Source organism: Bradyrhizobium sp. HKCCYLS1011 (assembly GCF_051167795.1).
Lineage (GTDB): Bacteria > Pseudomonadota > Alphaproteobacteria > Rhizobiales > Xanthobacteraceae > Bradyrhizobium.
Genome location: NZ_JBNPTT010000004.1, coordinates 605,845 through 624,742, shown reverse-complemented (window position 1 = coordinate 624,742; position 18,898 = coordinate 605,845). Strand labels below are relative to the sequence as shown.

17 protein-coding genes are annotated in these 18,898 nt (G+C 63.7%); 16 read left to right on the top strand and 1 reads right to left on the bottom strand.

All coding sequences use genetic code 11. The features are described 5' to 3' along the window. Window positions 1-437 precede the first annotated feature (437 nt). The 16 genes from ACQR1W_RS15940 to ACQR1W_RS15865 all read left to right on the top strand — a co-directional run bounded on the left by ACQR1W_RS15940 (window position 438) and on the right by ACQR1W_RS15865 (window position 16,889). Window positions 438-1,532, top strand: a complete 1,095-nt coding sequence (locus tag ACQR1W_RS15940; RefSeq protein WP_434851647.1) for an inositol-3-phosphate synthase — start codon at window positions 438-440, stop codon at window positions 1,530-1,532. Between the two features lie 8 nt (window positions 1,533-1,540). Beyond that, the gene (locus tag ACQR1W_RS15935; RefSeq protein WP_434851646.1) at window positions 1,541-2,137 is read left to right on the top strand and encodes a histidine phosphatase family protein; all 597 of its coding nucleotides are present in this window, start codon (window positions 1,541-1,543) and stop codon (window positions 2,135-2,137) included. Further along, entirely contained in the window at window positions 2,134-3,237 is a 1,104-nt protein-coding gene (locus tag ACQR1W_RS15930) for a CgeB family protein (RefSeq protein ID WP_434851645.1), read from the top strand. Before ACQR1W_RS15935 ends, ACQR1W_RS15930 begins: the two co-directional genes overlap by 4 nt. 2 nt (window positions 3,238-3,239) lie before the next feature. Continuing rightward, the gene (locus ACQR1W_RS15925; protein WP_434851644.1) at window positions 3,240-4,049 is read left to right on the top strand and encodes a nucleotidyltransferase family protein; all 810 of its coding nucleotides are present in this window, start codon (window positions 3,240-3,242) and stop codon (window positions 4,047-4,049) included. After that, window positions 4,046-4,813, top strand: coding sequence for a TIGR04290 family methyltransferase (locus ACQR1W_RS15920; RefSeq protein ID WP_434851643.1), 768 nt, complete (start codon window positions 4,046-4,048; stop codon window positions 4,811-4,813). Before ACQR1W_RS15925 ends, ACQR1W_RS15920 begins: the two co-directional genes overlap by 4 nt. Further along, entirely contained in the window at window positions 4,810-5,751 is a 942-nt protein-coding gene (locus ACQR1W_RS15915; protein ID WP_434851642.1) for a beta-xylosidase, read from the top strand. Before ACQR1W_RS15920 ends, ACQR1W_RS15915 begins: the two co-directional genes overlap by 4 nt. Further along, complete coding sequence (locus ACQR1W_RS15910) at window positions 5,739-6,947, top strand: phosphopentomutase (RefSeq protein ID WP_434851641.1); 1,209 nt, start codon at window positions 5,739-5,741, stop codon at window positions 6,945-6,947. The genes ACQR1W_RS15915 and ACQR1W_RS15910 overlap by 13 nt, the downstream gene beginning before the upstream one ends. A gap of 234 nt (window positions 6,948-7,181) precedes the next feature. Beyond that, complete coding sequence (locus ACQR1W_RS15905) at window positions 7,182-8,294, top strand: NAD-dependent epimerase/dehydratase family protein (protein ID WP_434851640.1); 1,113 nt, start codon at window positions 7,182-7,184, stop codon at window positions 8,292-8,294. Further along, window positions 8,291-9,361 carry an SDR family NAD(P)-dependent oxidoreductase gene (locus tag ACQR1W_RS15900; protein ID WP_434851639.1) on the top strand — a complete coding sequence of 357 codons (1,071 nt, stop codon included), beginning with the start codon at window positions 8,291-8,293 and terminating at the stop codon, window positions 9,359-9,361. Before ACQR1W_RS15905 ends, ACQR1W_RS15900 begins: the two co-directional genes overlap by 4 nt. Further along, entirely contained in the window at window positions 9,358-10,644 is a 1,287-nt protein-coding gene (locus tag ACQR1W_RS15895; RefSeq protein ID WP_434851638.1) for a TIGR04295 family B12-binding domain-containing radical SAM protein, read from the top strand. Before ACQR1W_RS15900 ends, ACQR1W_RS15895 begins: the two co-directional genes overlap by 4 nt. Continuing rightward, a complete protein-coding gene (locus ACQR1W_RS15890; RefSeq protein ID WP_434851637.1) occupies window positions 10,641-11,744 on the top strand; it encodes a glycosyltransferase family 4 protein in 1,104 nt (367 codons plus the stop codon). The genes ACQR1W_RS15895 and ACQR1W_RS15890 overlap by 4 nt, the downstream gene beginning before the upstream one ends. Further along, window positions 11,741-12,874: a CgeB family protein gene (locus ACQR1W_RS15885; RefSeq protein ID WP_434851636.1), complete on the top strand. Its 1,134-nt coding sequence runs from the start codon at window positions 11,741-11,743 to the stop codon at window positions 12,872-12,874. The genes ACQR1W_RS15890 and ACQR1W_RS15885 overlap by 4 nt, the downstream gene beginning before the upstream one ends. Further along, entirely contained in the window at window positions 12,871-13,959 is a 1,089-nt protein-coding gene (locus tag ACQR1W_RS15880; protein WP_434851635.1) for a CgeB family protein, read from the top strand. Before ACQR1W_RS15885 ends, ACQR1W_RS15880 begins: the two co-directional genes overlap by 4 nt. Next, window positions 13,956-15,089: a CgeB family protein gene (locus ACQR1W_RS15875; protein WP_434851634.1), complete on the top strand. Its 1,134-nt coding sequence runs from the start codon at window positions 13,956-13,958 to the stop codon at window positions 15,087-15,089. Before ACQR1W_RS15880 ends, ACQR1W_RS15875 begins: the two co-directional genes overlap by 4 nt. Next, window positions 15,086-16,150, top strand: a complete 1,065-nt coding sequence (locus ACQR1W_RS15870) for a UDP-glucuronic acid decarboxylase family protein (protein WP_434851633.1) — start codon at window positions 15,086-15,088, stop codon at window positions 16,148-16,150. The genes ACQR1W_RS15875 and ACQR1W_RS15870 overlap by 4 nt, the downstream gene beginning before the upstream one ends. Window positions 16,151-16,334: 184 nt before the next feature. Further along, entirely contained in the window at window positions 16,335-16,889 is a 555-nt protein-coding gene (locus ACQR1W_RS15865; protein ID WP_434851632.1) for a DUF4142 domain-containing protein, read from the top strand. 118 nt (window positions 16,890-17,007) lie between these two features. Here the strand turns inward: ACQR1W_RS15865 and ACQR1W_RS15860 are convergent, their stop codons facing one another. Further along, complete coding sequence (locus tag ACQR1W_RS15860; protein WP_434851631.1) at window positions 17,008-18,768, bottom strand: SDR family oxidoreductase; 1,761 nt, start codon at window positions 18,766-18,768, stop codon at window positions 17,008-17,010. Window positions 18,769-18,898: the final 130 nt, after the last annotated feature.

Here is an 18,898-nt window from a genome sequence, read left to right as displayed (position 1 = left end):
ATCGGCATCAGAAATCTCCCAGGCCCGCGCAAAGTCTCCGGCGCGCATCGCTGCGACCCAATCGCGTCCATTCGTCTCTTCTGAGACGGAATGTTCGACTGTGTTGGCGATCCCCATCTCAAATGCCAGGCAATTTTCTGATCATGTGGCAGTCCCTCGTTATGTGCTCTCACCGAGGCGTAATCGTTGCGCTCAACGCACATAGGCTCGGTTCGTTCGCAAGACCGATTAGACCGGCCATCATCATCTTCTTCTACTTCTTAGGTCGTTCCATCAGCGCAGTGCGATACGTTATACTATGTTAGGTGTTTTGCTTGTTTGCGCGCCAAGCCGCGCCTTCCGTGCACCCGCGCCGCCTTTCGCCAGGAACAAACCCGTCCCTGTCCACGTTCGCGAACGTACTTACGTTCAGGGCACGGTTGAAAGGACAGCGCGCAATGCATTCACGTCTTCAAGATCGGCGCCGCATTCGCGTCGGCATCGTCGGCGTGGGAAACTGCGCGAGCTCTTTCGTCCAAGGATTGACCTATTACCGGGATGCAAAATCCAACGAACCCGTCCCTGGGCTGATGAATGCCGAGATCGGCGGCTATCATATCGGCGACATCGAGATCTCGTCGGCCTTCGATGTCAACGCCAGCAAGGTCGGACGCGACGTTGCGGAGGCGATCTACGCCACCCCGAACAACACGCACCGTTTCGCCAATGTTTCCGAGACCGGCGTCATCGTACAGCGCGGCCCCGTGCTCGATGGGATCGGGCAGTATCTGAAGGATGACATCCCGATCGCGCCGGTGGACCAAGCCGACGTCGCGGACGTGCTCACGAAGTCGCGGACCGATATCCTGGTGTCCTATTTGCCGGTCGGCTCGCAGAACGCCACCGAATGGTATGCCGAGCGCGCCATCGAGGCCGGCTGCGGCTTCGTCAACTGCATTCCGGTCTTCATCGCCTCGGATCCCGCCTGGCGCGGCCGCTTCGAGCAGGCCGGACTTCCGATCATCGGTGATGACATCAAGAGCCAGGTCGGCGCCACCATCGTGCACCGCATGCTCGCCAATCTGTTCCGGGAACGTGGGGTGCGGCTGGATCGCACCTATCAGCTCAACGTCGGCGGCAATACCGACTTCAAGAACATGCTCGAGCGGGGGCGGCTGACCTCGAAGAAGATATCGAAGACTCAGGCCGTCACCAGCCAATTCGATGTGCCGCTTGCGACTGATAACATCCATGTCGGGCCGAGCGATCATGTGCCGTGGCTGACGGACCGAAAGCTGGCCTACATCCGCCTGGAAGGGACGACCTTCGGCGGCGTGCCCCTGTCCGCCGAACTGAAGCTCGAAGTGTGGGATTCGCCAAACTCGGCCGGCGTCGTCATCGACGCGGTCCGCTGCGCCAAGCTGGCGATGGACCGCGGCGTGGCCGGCGCGCTGACCGGCCCCTCCAGCTACTTCATGAAATCGCCGCCGCAACAATTCACCGATGAGGAAGCGCGGCGGCGGACGCGCGCCTTCATCGACGACAAGGCTTGAGGCCTATAATGGCCGACATCATTCATCTCATTCGTCATGGTGAGCATGCCCTGCTCGGCCGCATGCTGTGCGGCCGGATGGCCGGGATCGGGCTCGATGACTTCGGGCGGCAGCAGATGGCGGCATGCGCAAGCCGGCTCTCGCCCAGTCCGTCCATGATCCAGTCGAGCCCGCGGCTTCGCGCACTGCAGTCGGCAAACATTCTCGCCGAGCCGTTCCGGCTGCCGGTCGAGGTCGTCTCGGACATGGACGAGATCGATGTCGGCGACTGGACCTCCGCGTCCTTTGCGGAGCTCGATCGCGATCCGCATTGGCAGCGCTGGAATGCGCGGCGCAGCTCTACCGCGCCACCGAACGGAGAGAGCATGCAGGCGCTGCAGGTGCGGGCGGTGCGGCATCTCATGAATCTTGCCCGGGAGGCGCCGTGCCAAGTCGTGGCGATCGTCAGCCACGCCGAACCGATCCGCGCTGCGCTGTTGCATTTTGCAGGCATTCCGCTCGACGATTTCCTCTCGATCGAGGTTGCGCCTGCGAGCATCAGCACGTTGACGCGAGACCGCGGGCGCCTGCGCGTCGTCGAAATCAATCAGAAGGTACCGGCGTGAAGATCGTCATTTTCGGCCTCACCATCTCGTCCTCCTGGGGCAACGGCCACGCCACGCTGTGGCGGGGTCTCTGCAAGCATCTGATCCGCGCCGGACATCACGTCACCTTCTTCGAGCGGGATGTTCCCTATTATGCCGGTGCGCGCGATCTCCATGAGCTGGCAGGCGGCCGGCTGGTGCTGTTCTCGCGGTGGCAGGACATCAAAACGACGGCGCGGGCGGAGCTGCGTGACGCCGATGCAGCGATCGTCACCTCCTATTGCCCTGACGGCATCGATGCCACTGACCTCGTGCTCGATCAGGACCACGCATTGCGCGTGTTTTATGATCTCGATACGCCGGTGACGCTGCAGGCGTTGCGCGCCGGAGAGCCGGTTTCCTACATCGGACCGCGTGGGCTTGGCGAGTTCGACCTGGTCTTGAGCTTCACCGGCGGCGACCGGGTGCGGCGCGAATTTGCAGAGCGGCTCGGCGCGGCCGATGTCGTCCCTTTCTACGGCCATGTCGACCCGGATGTTCACCGTCCCGGCGAGCCGCAGCCGCACTATCGCGCCGCGTTGTCCTATCTCGGAACCTACGCCGCAGACCGCCAGGACACGCTCGAACGCCTGTTTGTCGAAGCGGCGCGACGTCGTCCCGAGCTGCGCTTTCTGATCGGTGGCGCGCAATATCCGCAGGACTTCCCCTGGTCGAACAACATCTATTTCGTCAGGCATCTTCCGCCCGCAGAACACCCGGCTTTCTATGCGTCCTCCCGATTGACGCTGAACGTGACGCGACGGGCCATGGCGGAGATGGGCTGGTGTCCGTCGGGACGCCTGTTCGAAGCCGCGGCTTGCGGCGTTCCGATCCTGAGCGACCGTTGGGAGGGCCTTGAGCACTTCTTCATTCCGGGAGAGGAGATTCTGCTCGCCGAGGACACGGATGACGTGCTCCGTGCAGTCGATCTGAACGACGCCGAACTGCACAGCCTCGCGCGGCGGGCGCGCGAACGGGTGCTCGCGCAGCATAGCTCGGCCCAACGTGCAACGGAGCTCATCGCCCTGTTCTCACAGACGCGATCGCGTCCATCACCCATGCGCGCAACCCTGGAGGCCTGATCATGTGGGGCATCGTTCCCGCGGCCGGTCGCGGCAGCCGCATTCAGCCATTGGCGTTCTCGAAGGAGCTGCTGCCGGTCGGCAGCCGCAGCGATAACGGTGTCGACCGGCCTTGCGCCGTCTCCGAATATCTGCTGGAACGCCTGATCCTTGGCGGCGCCACGAAGATCTGCTTCGTCATTTCTCCCGGCAAGTCGGACATCCTGGAATATTTCGGCGACCGCTATCAGGATGCCGAGCTCGCCTATGTGGTCCAGCCGCGGGCCGCGGGACTGTGTGACGCGGTCTTTCGTGCTGCAACCGTGGTCGGCGACACTGATGACGTGCTGGTCGGTCTTCCCGATACCGTCTGGTTTCCCAATGATGCGCTCGGCGCACTGCCGTCGGCGGAGCTGTCATTTCTGCTGTTTCCGGTCGAGCATCCGGAATTCTTCGACGCCGTCGTGCTCGACGGTTCCGAGGTCCGCGAGATCCAGGTCAAGCAGCAGGACGCGCGCTCGAACTGGATCTGGGGCGCCTTCAAAATGTCGGCCCAAGGCTTTCGCGATCTGCACCGGCTCTGGAAGCGGCGCGACCCTCGGGACGAATATTTCGGCACGCTGGTCAACTTCTATCTCGCATCCGGTGGCCGCGGCATCGGCGTCAAGGCCGGTGAATCCTACGTGGATGTCGGCACCATCAACGGCTACCGCACGGCCATTGCGCTGCTCGCAGCGCGCGATGCGGGCGAGCAATGCGCCAGGCTATGGGCGGCATCGCCCACGGAGCTTCAGGATGCGTCGGCTCACGAACTGGCCGGAGGTGCGTCATGAGCGCGGACAGGTTGTCGACCGAGGAAATCCGCGCGCGGGTCGATGCCCTTGGACCGTGGTTTCATAACCTCGATCTGAAGGGCGTGCCGACGGCGCCGCGCCATTTTCTCGGCGACTACCCCAAGGTGAAATGGCGGCGCTTTTCATCGGTTATCCCTGCGGACCTCAGCGGCATGACCGTGCTCGACATCGGCTGCAATGCCGGCTTCTACGCGATGGAGATGAAGCGGCGCGGCGCGGATCGCGTGCTCGGCCTCGATACCGAGGACGAATATCTGGCGCAGGCGCGCTTCGCTGCCGAAGTGGAGGGCTTGAACATCGAGTTTCGCAAGATGTCGGCCTATGACGTCGGCGACCTCCACGAGACATTCGATCTCGTGATCTTCATGGGCGTCCTCTATCATCTACGGCATCCGCTGCTGGCGCTCGATCTCATTCACGAGCACGTGGCGCGCGACCTTCTGCTGTTCCAGTCGATGCAGCGCGGCCAGAGCCGGGTCGATCCGATCGAGGACGATTACGATTTCTGGACCACCGAGCCGTTCGACAGTCCCGGCTATCCCCGCCTTCATTTCGTCGAGCACAAATACGCCGACGATCCCACCAATTGGTGGATCCCGAACCGCGCCTGCGTCGAGTCCATGCTGCGCAGCGCCGGATTTCGCGTCACGGCGCATCCCGAAGAGGAAGTCTATCTCTGCCGGCGCATCAACCGACCGCAAAACGAAGGGCCGGTCTATCCATCGCGAGGCAACGGCCGATGATCGAAGCCGCCAAGATCTGGAACGAGCCCAACAACAAGTCTCACTGGGATATCCTGATCGATCCCGAATGGGACAAATTCGCCGCGATGGCGATCGCGGCCGGCCGAGCCATTCGCGCGGTCCACCCCACCCTGCCGCGGGTGCTCGGCGGTCTCTCGCCGATCGACCCGCGCTTCATGGAGAACATGAAAACCCGCGGCGTGCTCGACCACGTCGATGTCGTCGCGGTTCACGGCTTTCCACTCGACTGGAACCTGTGGCAGATCCAGGAATGGCCCGACAAGCTCGGCGAGATCGAGGCGCTCGTCCCGCATCCGGTATGGGTGACCGAAGTCGGCGTCTCCTCCTTTGGGGCCGACGAGGTGCAGGCCTGGGGCGTGAAGCGAACGGCAGAGTTGCTCGCGGGCCGCGCGTCGCGCATCCACTGGTACAGTCTCTACGATCTGCCGAAGACATGGGAGGCGACGACGCGCCATCGCGAAGCCGAGGGCTCGTCCTACTATCGGCATTTCCACATGGGATTGTTGCGCGAGGATGGAACGCCGAAACCGGCGCTCGACGTCTATGCCGAGTATGCGTCCACGATGGGCTTGTGCCAATGGTTTCATTTCGAGGATCATCGGCTCGATGACGCCGTTCGCTGGATGCGCCGGCTCGGGGTCAGGCACTTGAGGACTGGCCTGTCCTGGGCCGACAGCTTCCGTCCGAACGCGCGCGATTGGTTCGACCGCCAGATGGACGCGCTGGCCGAATTCCAAGTCACCGTGACGTTCTGCTTCACACCTGAACATCGCGGCATCGCGCCGCACCACACCAGTCCCCCGCTCGACGCGCAGGAATTCGCCGATTTCTGCGCGACCATGATCCGGCGTTATTGCCCGGCGCCCGCGAGCAGGCCCTCAACTCATAACCACAGAGAGCCGCTATGCGCGCCATGATCCTCGTCATGGACTCCGTTGGGGTCGGCGGCGCGCCTGACGCCGCCCACTACGGCGATCAAGGCGCCGATACCATCGGTCATATTGCGGAAGCCTGCGCGCGCGGCGAAGCCGACAGCAACATCCGCGCCGGTCCGCTATCGCTGCCCCATCTTGTCAAGCTTGGCCTTGGCGAGGCCTGTCGTCTCGCCACCGGGCGCTGCCCGTCGGGGCTGACAGGACTCGTCGCCAGGCTGGCGCGCTATGGCAGCGCCATCGAGCAATCCAAGGGAAAGGACACGCCGTCGGGCCATTGGGAGATTGCCGGTGTGCCGGTGTCGTTCGAGTGGGGCTATTTCCCCAAAACCATTCCGTGCTTTCCGGATGAATTGACCGCTCGGCTGTGCCGGGACGCGGAGCTTCCCGGCATTCTTGGCAATCGGCATGCCTCCGGAACCCAGATCATCGCAGAATTGGGCGAACTCCATCTGAGGACCGGACAGCCGATCTGCTACACGTCGGCCGACAGCGTGTTTCAGGTTGCCGCCCACGAGCAGGCTTTTGGGCTCGATCGGCTCTATCAGGTCTGTGCAATCGCGCGCGAACTGCTGGAGGGAATAAACATCGGCCGGGTCATCGCCCGCCCCTTCATCGGCACCGGCCCTGACAGTTTCAGGCGCACCGCCCATCGCCGCGACTATGCCGTGCCCCCGCCGGAGCCAACCATCCTCGATATCGCCTCGGCTCAGGGCCGCGACATCATCACGATCGGCAAGATCGACGACATCTTCGCGCATCGTGGCACCGGCCTGAACAAAAAGGGCGACGGCAACGCCGAACTGTTCGATCGCACGATCGAGGGCTGGAACGAGCTGGACGACGGCGGCCTGCTGTTCGCCAATTTCATCGACTTCGACAGCATCTACGGACATCGCCGCGACGTCGCCGGCTACGCCGCGGCGCTGGAAGCATTCGACGCACGACTGCCGGCCCTCATTAGCTGTCTCAAGACCGACGACCTCCTCATCATCACAGCAGATCATGGCTGCGATCCGACCTGGCCCGGCAGCGACCACACGCGCGAGCAAGTTCCTGTCCTGACACTCGGCTACGCCACGACGGCTCCTATCGGCCGACGCAATGGCTACGTCGATATCGCCGCAACGGTCGCGCGGCATCTCGAGCTGCCAGCAATGCGTCGCGGGACGCCATTCTAAGCCGTTTGCCTGAAGTGCTCCGCCGATTCGGAATTCACCTAAGTTAGTAATTCCAATTAGGAAATATTTGTTTGTAGGCCCATTCAGGAACCAACATTCCTTCCGCCGCTTCTCTCCGGGAGTGACCGACGCACATGCGTTTCAAAGAGTGCGGCGAGTCCGCCCGCGGATCGCGACACCCAGCGTCGTTGATCGATCCGAGATCATTTCAACCTGGGAGAGGAGAGCCGGCGAATGGCACGAGTCCTGATTACCGGAGGGGCTGGGTTTATCGGCTCTCACGCCGCCAATGAGCTGCTCGGCGCGGGATACGATGTTCGGATCCTCGATAATCTCGCACCGCAGGTTCATGGGCCCGAGCGCAACCGGCCCTCTTATCTGAGCCACGACGCCGAGCTCATTGTCGGAGATGTTGCCGATCCCCTCACTGTCGAACGCGCATTGCGCGGAGCCGATACGGTTCTGCACCTCGCCGCCGTGGTCGGCGTCGGCCAGAGCATGTACCACATCGATGATTACGTCCGCACCAACGAGCTCGGCACGGCCGTTCTGCTGCAGGCTCTGGCCAAGCATCCGGTCGAACGCCTGGTGGTTGCGTCCTCGATGAGCATCTATGGCGAAGGCCTGTGCCACACCACTGCTGGCGCAGATGTTGCGCCGGAAGAGCGCACCCTCAATCAGCTCAAGCGCGCCGATTGGGAGCTTTATGGTTCCCGCGGCGAGGCCTTGCAGCCCGTTCCAACGCCAGAGACCAAGCAGCCGGCGCTGAGCTCGATCTACGCACTGAACAAATATGCTCAGGAGCGCATGTGCCTGATCATCGGCAAGGCTTATAACATCCCGACGGTTGCGCTGCGCTTCTTCAACGTATTCGGACCGCACCAGGCGCTGTCGAACCCTTACACCGGCGTGCTCGCGATTTTCGCAGCGCGCCTTTTGAACAACCGATCGCCCCTCGTGTTCGAGGACGGCCTGCAGCGGCGCGATTTCGTGCACGTTCACGATGTCGCGCGCGCCTGCCGACTTGCGCTGGAGACCTCCCACGCCAATCAGGCCTTCAACATCGGCTCCGGCACGAGCCGGAGTATCGTGTCGGTTGCACGCGATCTCGCTGGCGTCATGGGCCGGGGCGATATTGCGCCGACCATCACCGGAAAATATCGCGCGGGCGATATCCGCCACTGCTTTGCCGACCTGGACAAGAGCCGAACCATGCTCGGCTTCGAGCCCCGCGTTCGCTTTGAAGACGGGCTGGACGAGCTCGCGCGCTATCTGGCCGGCCAGATTGCGGACGATCAGGCCGAGCAGGCCACCGAAGAATTGCTGCGGCGAGGATTGGTTGCATGACACTGAGTGCTGCTGGCAAAAAATCTGTCCTGATCACGGGCGGCTGTGGGTTTATCGGCTGCAATCTCGCCGACCGGCTCGCCTCGCGCGGCGACCAGGTCGTCGTGCTCGACAACCTCGTCCGCGCCGGTGTTCGCGAGAATGCGCAATGGCTCAAGTCGCGGCATGCCGACCGGATCAGCGTCGTGGTTGGAGACGTGCGTGACCCCATCACCGTGATCGACGTGGTTCGCGAGGCCGGCGCCGTGCTGCATCTGGCAGCTCAGGTTGCCGTGACCAGTAGCCTACAAACGCCCATTGATGATTTCGAGATCAACGCGCGCGGCACCCTGAATGTGCTCGAAGCGGTCCGGCTGCACAATCCAGCGGTTCCGGTCGTGTTCGCATCGACCAACAAGGTCTATGGCCGGCTGATCGACAATTCACAGATCCGGCGCGACGGCACGCGCCATGTTCCGCGCGATGCCGGCCTCGCTTTGGGCATCACTGAAGACACCCCGCTCGACCTCTACAGTCCCTACGGCTGTTCGAAAGGCACCGCCGACCAATATGTCCGCGATTACGCGCGGATCTTCGGCCTGAACACGGCCGTGCTGCGCATGAGCTGCATTTATGGGCCGCGGCAATTCGGCAACGAGGACCAGGGCTGGATCGCGCATTTCCTGCTCTCAGCGCTCCGCGGCGAAAAGCTGACGATCTATGGCGACGGAATGCAGGTAAGGGACGCGCTCTACGTTGCTGATGCCGCCGAGGCCTGGATCGGCGTGCTCGACAACATCGAACGGATCAGCGGACGCATCTTCAATCTCGGCGGCGGCCCCTCCAATTCGATCAGCCTGATCGAACTCATCGCGATGATCCAACAGATCAGCGGCAAGCGGCCTGCGTTCGGCTTTGCAGAGTGGCGGCCCGGCGACCAGCCCTGGTATGTGAGCGATATCGGCTCGCTCGGCGCCGCCATCGGCTGGACGCCTGCCACGCCCCTGGCGGACGGATTGCAGCACCTGCACGGCTGGCTGGAAGGCCGCTTCGGGCGCGTGGCAGGGGGGCAGGAGGCGCTGGCATGACCCGCGTCGCGCTGATCAATCCGCACTGGAATTTCGACGGCAGCATCTATTTCGGTTGCCGCTCTCCGCATCTGCCGCTCGAGCTCGGCATTGCCGAGCGTGACCTGCGCGAAGCCGGACACGCGACACTGCTGCTTGATGCGCATATGTTTGCGCTGTCGCTGCGCGACATCGAGGCGGAGCTGCGGGCCTTTCGCCCGGATCTCATCGTGATCACGACGGCTCCGACCTATTTGTTCTGGCGTTGCGCGCCGCCCGAGTTGCGGGTGCCGCAACAATTGACCCGCGCCATCAGCGATTTCGCTCCCACCCTCGTTGCCGTCGGGCCGCATGGCTCCACGACGCCACGGTCGGCGCTGAGGAAGCTCGACGTCGACATCGTGGTCATGGGCGAATGCGAGCAGTCGCTGCTGCGGCTCGCCAATGGCGAACGCGACTTCTCCGGCCTGGCATTCCGGGAGAACGGCGAGATTCGTGTGAATGGCGGCCCGCAGGCTGCCAAATTCATCGACCAGCCCGCGCTGGTCTGGCCTGACGAGATGGTGCGCCGTCACCATCATCATCACCACCGTTTTGACGCAGAGCCGATCGGGCCCGGTGCCGAGGTGGAAGCATCGCGCGGCTGCCCCTATCACTGCACGTTCTGCGCCAAGGACAATTTCCGCAATGCCTATCGGAGGCGGCCGGCCGCTGCGGTGCTCGATGAGGTCGATCATCTCTCTCGGCAGAACGCCGAATATATCTATTTCATCGACGAGATCTTTCTGCCGAACAAGGAGCTGCTGCAAGGCCTGGTAGCTCGCGGGCTCAAATTCGGCGTGCAGACCCGCATCGATCTATGGAAGCCCGATATGCTTGAGCTGCTCGGGCGCGCCGGTTGCGTGTCGATCGAGGCCGGCATCGAGAGCCTGACCGTCGAAGGCCGGGCCGCGCTGGAAAAGAACTGCAAGATGGACACCGATCAGCTCGCGGATCGGCTCATCGAGGCCCGCGAACACGTTCCCTTCGTGCAGGCCAATCTGATCGAAATGCCGCAGGACGACGATCCGGTCGTGCAGCGATGGCGCCGACGCATGCTCGACGCCGGCGTCTGGGCCAACGATCCCGTGCCGCTTTATCCCTATCCGGGATCGCCGGATTACCGGAAGCTCTGGGGCGAGCCCGATGATCTCGCCTGGGAGCGCGCGCACACACACTACCTCGCACTGTTCGATCGCTTCAGTGACGTGCAGGAGGCGCGCCCGGTCCCGCTGAGCGCACTGGAATTGCGGGAGGCGTCGTGACCCGCTCGCTCGACCTTCGGATCATGATGACCACGGACGCCGTCGGCGGTGTCTGGACCTATGCGACCGCGCTGTCGGCAGCACTGGCCGATCGCGGCGCTGGTGTCACCCTCGTCACCATGGGCCCTGCGCCGCGCCCTGACCAGCGCAGCATGGTTCATGACAGGGTCAATGTCATCGAGACGGATCTTGCGCTCGAGTGGCAGGATCCCGAGGCAGAGGACATCGGACGGGCGCGGCGCAAATTGCGGGAACTGGAGGTGCAGCTGCGGCCCCAAATCATCCATCTCAACAGCTATCGTGAGGCGATCTTCGGTTGGATCGCGCCCGTCATTGTCGCCGCGCATTCCTGTGTCAATTCCTGGGGCCGCGCCTGCGACGACAGCGAATGGCTCCGTGAGCCGCGATGGCGCCGCTACAGCGAGCTGGTCGCCGCCAGCCTCGACGCGGCGACCACGTGGGTTTGCCCCAGCGCGGCCCATCGCGCTGCTGTCGAGGAGATCCACCATCCGCGCCGTGCTGGCGCCGTCATATGGAACGGCATCGCCACACCATTGCAGCCGGAGCCGAAGCAGAACGTGATCCTTGCGGCCGGCCGGATGTGGGACAAGGCAAAAGGCCTGTCGACGCTCGCCAAGACGGCGAACAAGGTGAGCTGGCCCATTCTCGTGGCTGGTGATGCCGGGAAGCACGAGGCAGGCAGCATTCAATTCCTTGGCGACCTGCCGCAGGCCGATCTCCACAGCCTGATGCGGCGCGCCGCGATCTTCGCAAGTCCCGCGCTCTATGAGCCGTTCGGGCTCGCGGTGCTGGAAGCCGCATCGGCCGCCTGCGTGCTGGTGCTGTCTGATATCCCGAGCTTCCGCGAACTCTGGGATCACGCTGCGCTGTTCGTTCCGCCCGGCGACGCCGATCGGCTGGGCGCCGCGTTCGATTCGCTGATCGAAGACGAGAGGCTGCGGCTGGATCTCCAGAGTGCGGCATTGACCCGCGCCAAGACCTATTCGCTCACCCGAATGGTGGACGGCTATCAGCAGCTCTATTCAGCATTGAGAGGCGCGACGGCGAGCGGCCCGCGGAAAATGGGAGCCGTCGCATGAAATGCGTCCTGTTCTACCACGCGTTCACGTCCTGCTGGAACAACGGCAATGCGCATTTCCTGCGCGGCGTAGCGCGCGAGCTTGCCGAATTGGGCCACGAGGTTATCGTCTATGAACCCGCTGATGGCTGGAGCCGCGTCAATGCGCTCGCCGAAGGCGGCGAGGACGCGCTGCGCCAGGTCCCTGCCCTGTTCCCGCAGGTCGACATCCGGTCGTATGAGCAATCCATCGACCTCGATCGCGCGCTCGACGGTGCCGATCTGGTCCTGGTTCACGAATGGAATCCGCCCGAACTGATCGCGCAGATCGGCGCGCGCCGTCGCCGCGGCAGGAGTTTCACCCTGCTCTTCCACGATACGCACCACCGCGCCGTCAGCAAACCGGACGAGATGGCGCGGTTCGATCTCGACGGCTTCGACGGCGTGCTCGCCTTCGGCGAGGTGCTACGCCAAATCTATCTGCGCCTCGGCTGGGCCGACCGCGCCTTCACCTGGCACGAAGGCGCCGATACAGCGCTCTATCGACCGTTGCCACAGATCGAGAAACGGCACGACGTGGTGTGGATCGGCAATTGGGGCGACGACGAGCGCAGCGCCGAATTGCGCGAATATCTGATCACGCCGGTTGCCGCGTTGAAGCTGCGCGGGAAGATCTACGGCGTGCGCTATCCGCAGGACGCGCTGGATGCAATCCAGGCGGCCGGCATCGACTATGGCTGCTGGCTGCCAGCGCATCGCGCGCCCGAAGCCTTTGCCGGTGCGCAGGTGACGGTGCACGTACCGCGCGGACCTTATGCGCGCACGCTGCCCGGCATCCCCACCATCCGCATGTTCGAGGCGATGGCCTGCGGCATTCCGATCGTATCCGCGCCCTGGGACGATTGCGAACAGCTGTTTACCGCCGGCTCCTATTTGCGCGCCGATAGTGGCGCGCAAATGCGAGCCTGTCTTCGCCGCCTGATCGAGGATCGCGAGCTCGCCCGGGAGATGGCCGCTGAAGGCTTGCGCCTGATCCGGGAGCGGCACAGCTGCCGGCATCGCGTGCGCGAACTGCTCGATATCGTCGATATCGTCCGTGATCAGCGCTTCGAGCCGCCCGCACCTGCCCTGAATGAGGAAGCAGTTTCATGAAGCTCTGTTTCTTCGGCTCAAGTCTGGTCTCCTCCTATTGGAACGGCGCCGCGACCTATTATCGCGGGCTACTGAAGGAGATCGCCAGGCTCGGATACGATATCACCTTCTATGAGCCCGATGCGTTCGAGCGGCAGGCGCATCGCGACATCGCCGATCCGCCCTGGGCACGCGTGCGCGTCTATCCCGCCACCAGCGACGGCTGGCAGAGCGCGCTCGACAAAGCTGCGCGCTCCGCCGATCTCCTGGTCAAGGCGAGCGGCGTAGGCGTGTTCGATGCCGAGCTCGAGGCGGCCGTCATCGATGTCCCGTCGAAAGCCCTGCGCCTGTATTGGGATGTTGATGCCCCCGCCACGCTGGATGCGATTGCCGCCCGCCCGGACCACCATCTGCGCCGCGCCATTCCGCGCTACGACTTGGTGCTGACCTATGGCGGCGGTGATCCCGTCGTCACCGCCTACAGGGGCGTCGGCGCGCGCGACTGCGTGCCCATCTACAACGCGCTTGATCCGCAGACTCACTTCCCGGTCACGCCGGTCGACAAGCTCGGCTGCGATCTCGGCTTGCTAGCTAACCGGCTGCCGGATCGCGAAGCCCGCATCGAGCAGTTCTTTCTCGACGTCGCCGCACGCATGCCCGAACGGCAATTCGTGCTGGGCGGATCGGGCTGGGAGTCGAAGGGGACGCCGTCGAATGTGCGCAAGGTCGGACATGTCGGTACCGGCGACCACAATGCGTTCTTCGCCTCCGGTCTTGCGACCTTGAACGTCAACCGGGACAGCATGGCGCGCTACGGCTTCTCGCCGCCGACCCGCGTCTTCGAAGCAGCCGGCGGCGGCGCCTGCCTGATCACCGATGCCTGGGTCGGCATCGATTCATTTCTCGAACCAGGCCAGGAAGTCCTTGTCGCAGCCAGCGGCGATGAGGTGGCCGAGCATCTCGCCGCGCTCGCGCTCGACCGGGCCCGCGCAATCGCCGAGCGTGCGCGCAAGCGCATTCTGGCACATCACACCTATCGCCATCGCGCGCTCCAGTTCAGCCATTTGATCGAAGGCATCAGCACGAAGACAGAGGCCGCGGAATGAAACTTGACGTCGTCGTTATCGGACTGTCGGTGACCTCCTCATGGGGGAATGGACATGCCACCACCTATCGAGCGCTGATCGAAGCCCTCGCCAGGCGCGGACATCGGGTCACCTTCCTCGAACGCGACGTGCCCTGGTATCGCGCGCATCGTGATCTGAAGCCGCCGAAGAACTGGAACGTAAAGCTCTATAGTTCGCTGCAGGATATCCCGCGCCGGTTCGGTTCCGACATCCGCGACGCCGATCTCGTGATGATCGGCTCCTACGTCCCTGACGGGATCGCGATCGCCGAATGGGTCACCTCGCAAGCCCGCGGAATCACCGCCTTCTATGACATCGACACGCCCGTGACGCTCGCCGGCCTCGACAAGGGCTTGGACTATCTCTCGGCGAAGATGATTCCGCGCTTCGACCTTTATTTGTCCTTTTCGGGCGGGCCGGTGCCCGGCATGATTCAAGACATCTATGGAAGTCCGCTCGCGCGCGCGCTCTACTGTAGTGCCGATATCGATCTGTATCGGCCCCAACCGGCCGAGCCGCGGTGGGCACTCGGCTATCTCGGAACCTATAGTGCCGACCGGCAGCCGGAATTGGAGGCGCTTCTGCTCGGGCCGGCCCGGACGCGTACCTCCGATGAATTCGTCGTTGCCGGTGCACAGTATCCTGCTGAGATCGCATGGCCCGCCAATGTGCATCGTATCGATCACGTGCCGCCGCAGGACCATGCCGCCTTCTACGCAGCGCAGCGATTTACACTCAACCTCACCCGCAGCGACATGCGCGCGCTCGGATTTTCGCCGAGCGTCCGGCTCTTCGAGGCCGCCGCCTGCGGAACACCGATCATCTCCGACCGCTGGCCGGGGATCGAAACCATCTTCACACCGCGCAGCGAGCTCCTTTTGGTCTCCAAGCCGGAGGACGTTATCGAGATCCTGCGCGACATGCCAGAGGACACGCGGCGCGATATCGCGGAGCGGGCACGAAAACGGATCCTGCGGGAGCACACGCCCGACCATCGCGCCCGCCAGCTCGAATCCTACGTCCTCGAAGCCAAGAACGAGCGTCGCCCATCCGACCCGCGCGTCGCAAGTCGCCATCTTCAAGTTGCAGAGATGCAGGTCAGCTCATGAATATGCAGAAACCGGCCCTCTCCTTCAATCGGCGAGCTCGCCGCGTCATCGTCGCCGGCGGCGCTGGATTCATCGGCTCCCATCTCTGCGATTCCCTGCTGCAGCATGGCGACGAGGTGATCTGCGTCGATAATCTCTATACCGGTTCGGTCCGTAACGTCCGTCCACTGTTGAATCACCGCAATTTCTTCTTCATTGAGCATGACATCCGCGAACCCCTGCGACTTCAAGGCTCAATCGATCGCATCTACAATCTCGCCTGCCCCGCCTCACCACCGCACTACCAGGCGGACCCAGTTGGCACGATGCGCACCTGCGTGGTCGGAACCATCAACATGCTGGAGTTGGCGCGGCAAAAGAGCGCCCGCTTCCTGCAGGCGTCGACAAGCGAAGTCTATGGCGATCCCGAAGTGCATCCGCAGCCGGAATCCTATGTCGGCCATGTCAATCCGATCGGACCTCGCGCCTGCTATGATGAGGGAAAGCGCGCGGCCGAGGCCGTGATCTTCGACTACCACCGGCTCCATGGGCTCGAGGTCAAGGTCGCCCGGATCTTCAACACCTACGGGCCGCGGATGCTCGAAAACGACGGGCGCGTCGTCTCCAATTTCATCGTGCAGGCGCTGCGCGGCGAGCCGATCACGGTCTATGGCTCCGGGCAGCAGACGCGCAGCTTCTGCTTCGTCGACGACCTGATCCGCGGCCTCGAAATGCTGATGGAGAGCCCTGCCGCGGTCACCGGCCCCTTCAATCTCGGCAATCCGCAGGAGATGACCATCGAAGCGATCGCGCGCGAAGTGCTGGCACGGACCAAGTCGAACTCACCCTTGCAGTTCAAGTCTCTGCCGGCGGATGATCCCAAGCGTCGCAAGCCCACCATCGAGGCGGCGCGCCAGGTGCTCGGCTGGCAACCGTCCATTCCGATCGAAAAGGGCATCGAGGCAACCATCGCCTATTTCACATTGTCGCTGGCAGCGCAGGACTCGAAGCCGAGCGCCGCGCCGGCGCGCCGGAAGCAGGTCCGGCGTCCAATCAGCACCGCCGCGGCGGAGATGCGATGATGCAACTACGGCGTCGAGCGCGCGGACCACGTTGTGGGTCCGCGACTAGTTCCCGGTCGCGAACGCCATCCCCGGAGGTTGGAACCAACGCTGTAGGAACAAACGCTCTCCGCCAATGGTTGGAGTGCGGACTACGGCCGGCGATTTCAGTGGGCCGGCAGTGAAAACCCGGAGGGACCACATCATGAAGCGCTTGATGATTGTTGCGGGCTGCATTCTCCTTGCAGGTCCTGCTCTTGCTCAATCGGTAGGAGAAAAGACCGGCGTCAATTCCGCACTCGGCGTGGCGCCGTCGACCGCCGATTTCATCAAGGAGGTCGCAATCAGCGACATGTTCGAGATCGAATCGAACAAGCTGGGCGAAGAGAAAGGCAACGCGCAGGAGAAGACCTTCGCGAGGCAGATGGTCACCGACCACACCAAGACCAGCACCGAACTGAAGAGCATGGTCACTTCCGGCAAGGTCAAGGCCGAACTGCCGACCGCGCTCGACAGCTCGCATCAGAGCAAGCTCGACAAGCTCAAGGGCGAGACCGGCAAAGATTTCAGCTCGGATTTCGCTTCCGACCAGGTCAGTGCGCACAAGGATGCGGTCTCCCTGTTCGAGCGCTATGCCAAAGGCGGCGACGACGCCGAGCTGAAGGACTGGGCCGGCAAAACGCTGCCGACGCTGCGGCATCACCTGGACATGGCGCAAGAATTGAACAAGGCGCCGAGCGTGGGCCAGTCCAACAAATAAAGCACCCGGACGATCGGATCAAAAATGCCGGCGTTCTCGCCGGCATTTTTCGTTTGATGAAGCCGCACGGTGTCGAGGTCGACGAGAATGACGCATGACGGGCGAAGAGAACCGCGGCTCAGGCGCGCCGGTGTCGATGGCGCGAGCGGCGGCTCGGCCCGCGCGCCATGGCTAATCCAGTGAATGCAACAACGACGATGCCAAGGACGAGTCCGATCTTGCTCAACTGGTCGGCCGGCGGCAGCCGCTTGCGTGCCAGCCATCCGCCGCTGGCGGATTTGCCTGCCGGCACGGGCGCAAGCAGTGCGCCCTCGCTGCGCGGCGCAGGTCTCGCGCGCGCCAGCAGGAAGCGGAAGCCGGCTCCCATCAGACGCTCGGTCGGTCCTCGCGCCAGCGCATATGAAATTTGTCCCAGACGCGCCGGCCATCCCACCGCGACCTCGTCGCGTGGGGACCGGATCAGCTGCAGGAAGGTCTCGGCCACGTCGTCGGGGCGATACAACAGCGGCCCTGGATCGAGGTGACGACCGGACATGTTGGCGCCATGGACGAAGCCAGGCGTGTCGACCATCGCCGGAAACACGCTGCAGACGTGAATGTCCGGATGTGCTGTCAGCTCCTGGCGCAGACTCGCCGAGAAGCCACGCAGGCCAAACTTGCTCGCCGTATAGGCGGCTGCGAACGGCGTCGGCGCCCAGCCACCGAGTGAAATATTGTTGATCAGGATGCCGCGCCGCTGGCGTTGGAAGATCGGAAGCGCGGCATAGGCGCCATTCATCGTTCCCAAGAGATTCACCTCGATCGTCCGCCGGTGCAAGGCGATGTCGGCCTCGCTAAAGGCGCCGAATACGCCCGTCCCGGCATTGTTGATCCAGACGTCGATGCCGCCGAACGCCTTCTCCGCGGCATCCGCCAGCCGCTGCACGGCTTGTGCATCCGTGACATCGGTCGGCACGGCAAGCGCATGCCCACCCAGCGCATCGCATTCGGCCGCGACGTCGTTGAGCACATCGGCGCGCCGGGCGGCGAGCGCAACGCGTGCGGCTCTGCGCGCGAGCGCCAGCGCGGTCGCGCGGCCGATGCCGCTGGAGGCGCCCGTCACCACGACGCGCACCGCGCTCAGCTCCCGCGAAGCAGGCAACGCAACGCGCGCGCCTGTGGAACGCCTCAGCCAGGCCAATGAGCGACGGAGCTGCTCGGTGCCGCCGCTTTCGAACCACCGGCCATGCGCGAAGATCACGCGCTCTGGCGCGAGCTCGATCAGCCGCGACACCGCGGTTTCGACCGGGCGGCCTCCCAAACGCAACAGCAGCCGCAGATAGGCCGGCGCCTTGCCATTGGGCGCCGTGATCCCAAGCAGGCTTGCCGCTGCACGGGACAATGGCGACAGCCCCTCCGGCGCCAGGTTCTGCACGAGGTCCGTCAGGACCAAGGTCCGGCTCGGCTTATGAAAGAGCTCTACCTCCGAAAACAACAGCGTACTGACCAGAACGAGCTCGATATCCTCGGCCCACTCATCGGGGCTCCTCTCGCCGAGCTCATGATCGATCCGCAGCCCGGAGCGGCGCACCTGGGCCCGCTCGGCGAGCCCAGGCGCGGCGAACAATTTCGCAATCGGGAGTGCGGCCTGCCACTCCGGCAGGAACATCCAATGGGCGATGTTGGGAGCCACCAGATATTTGATCGGGCCGAGCCGCTCGAGCTCTCGCCGCAAGTCATCGGAATATTGGGTCGGCGAATGCAACAGCAGGTCGCCGCTCTTCAGTCGGATCACGGTCATCCGAACCGGAAGCGGCAGGCCGGCCGCATGAATGCGCCCGGCGTCGACAATCCAGACGCCCTCCGCCACCGGCTTCACCTGCTCTTGTTTGCTATGCATGGACCCGTCCGCTGCCGCTGGATGTTTCCGCAGAGAACCCGTTTGCGAGGGCTTGGTTTCAAGGCCGTCTTGGTCGCTTCCCGCACCATCGCAGGTGCCGAATAGGCCGACATCGGATCCGCGCCGCTGA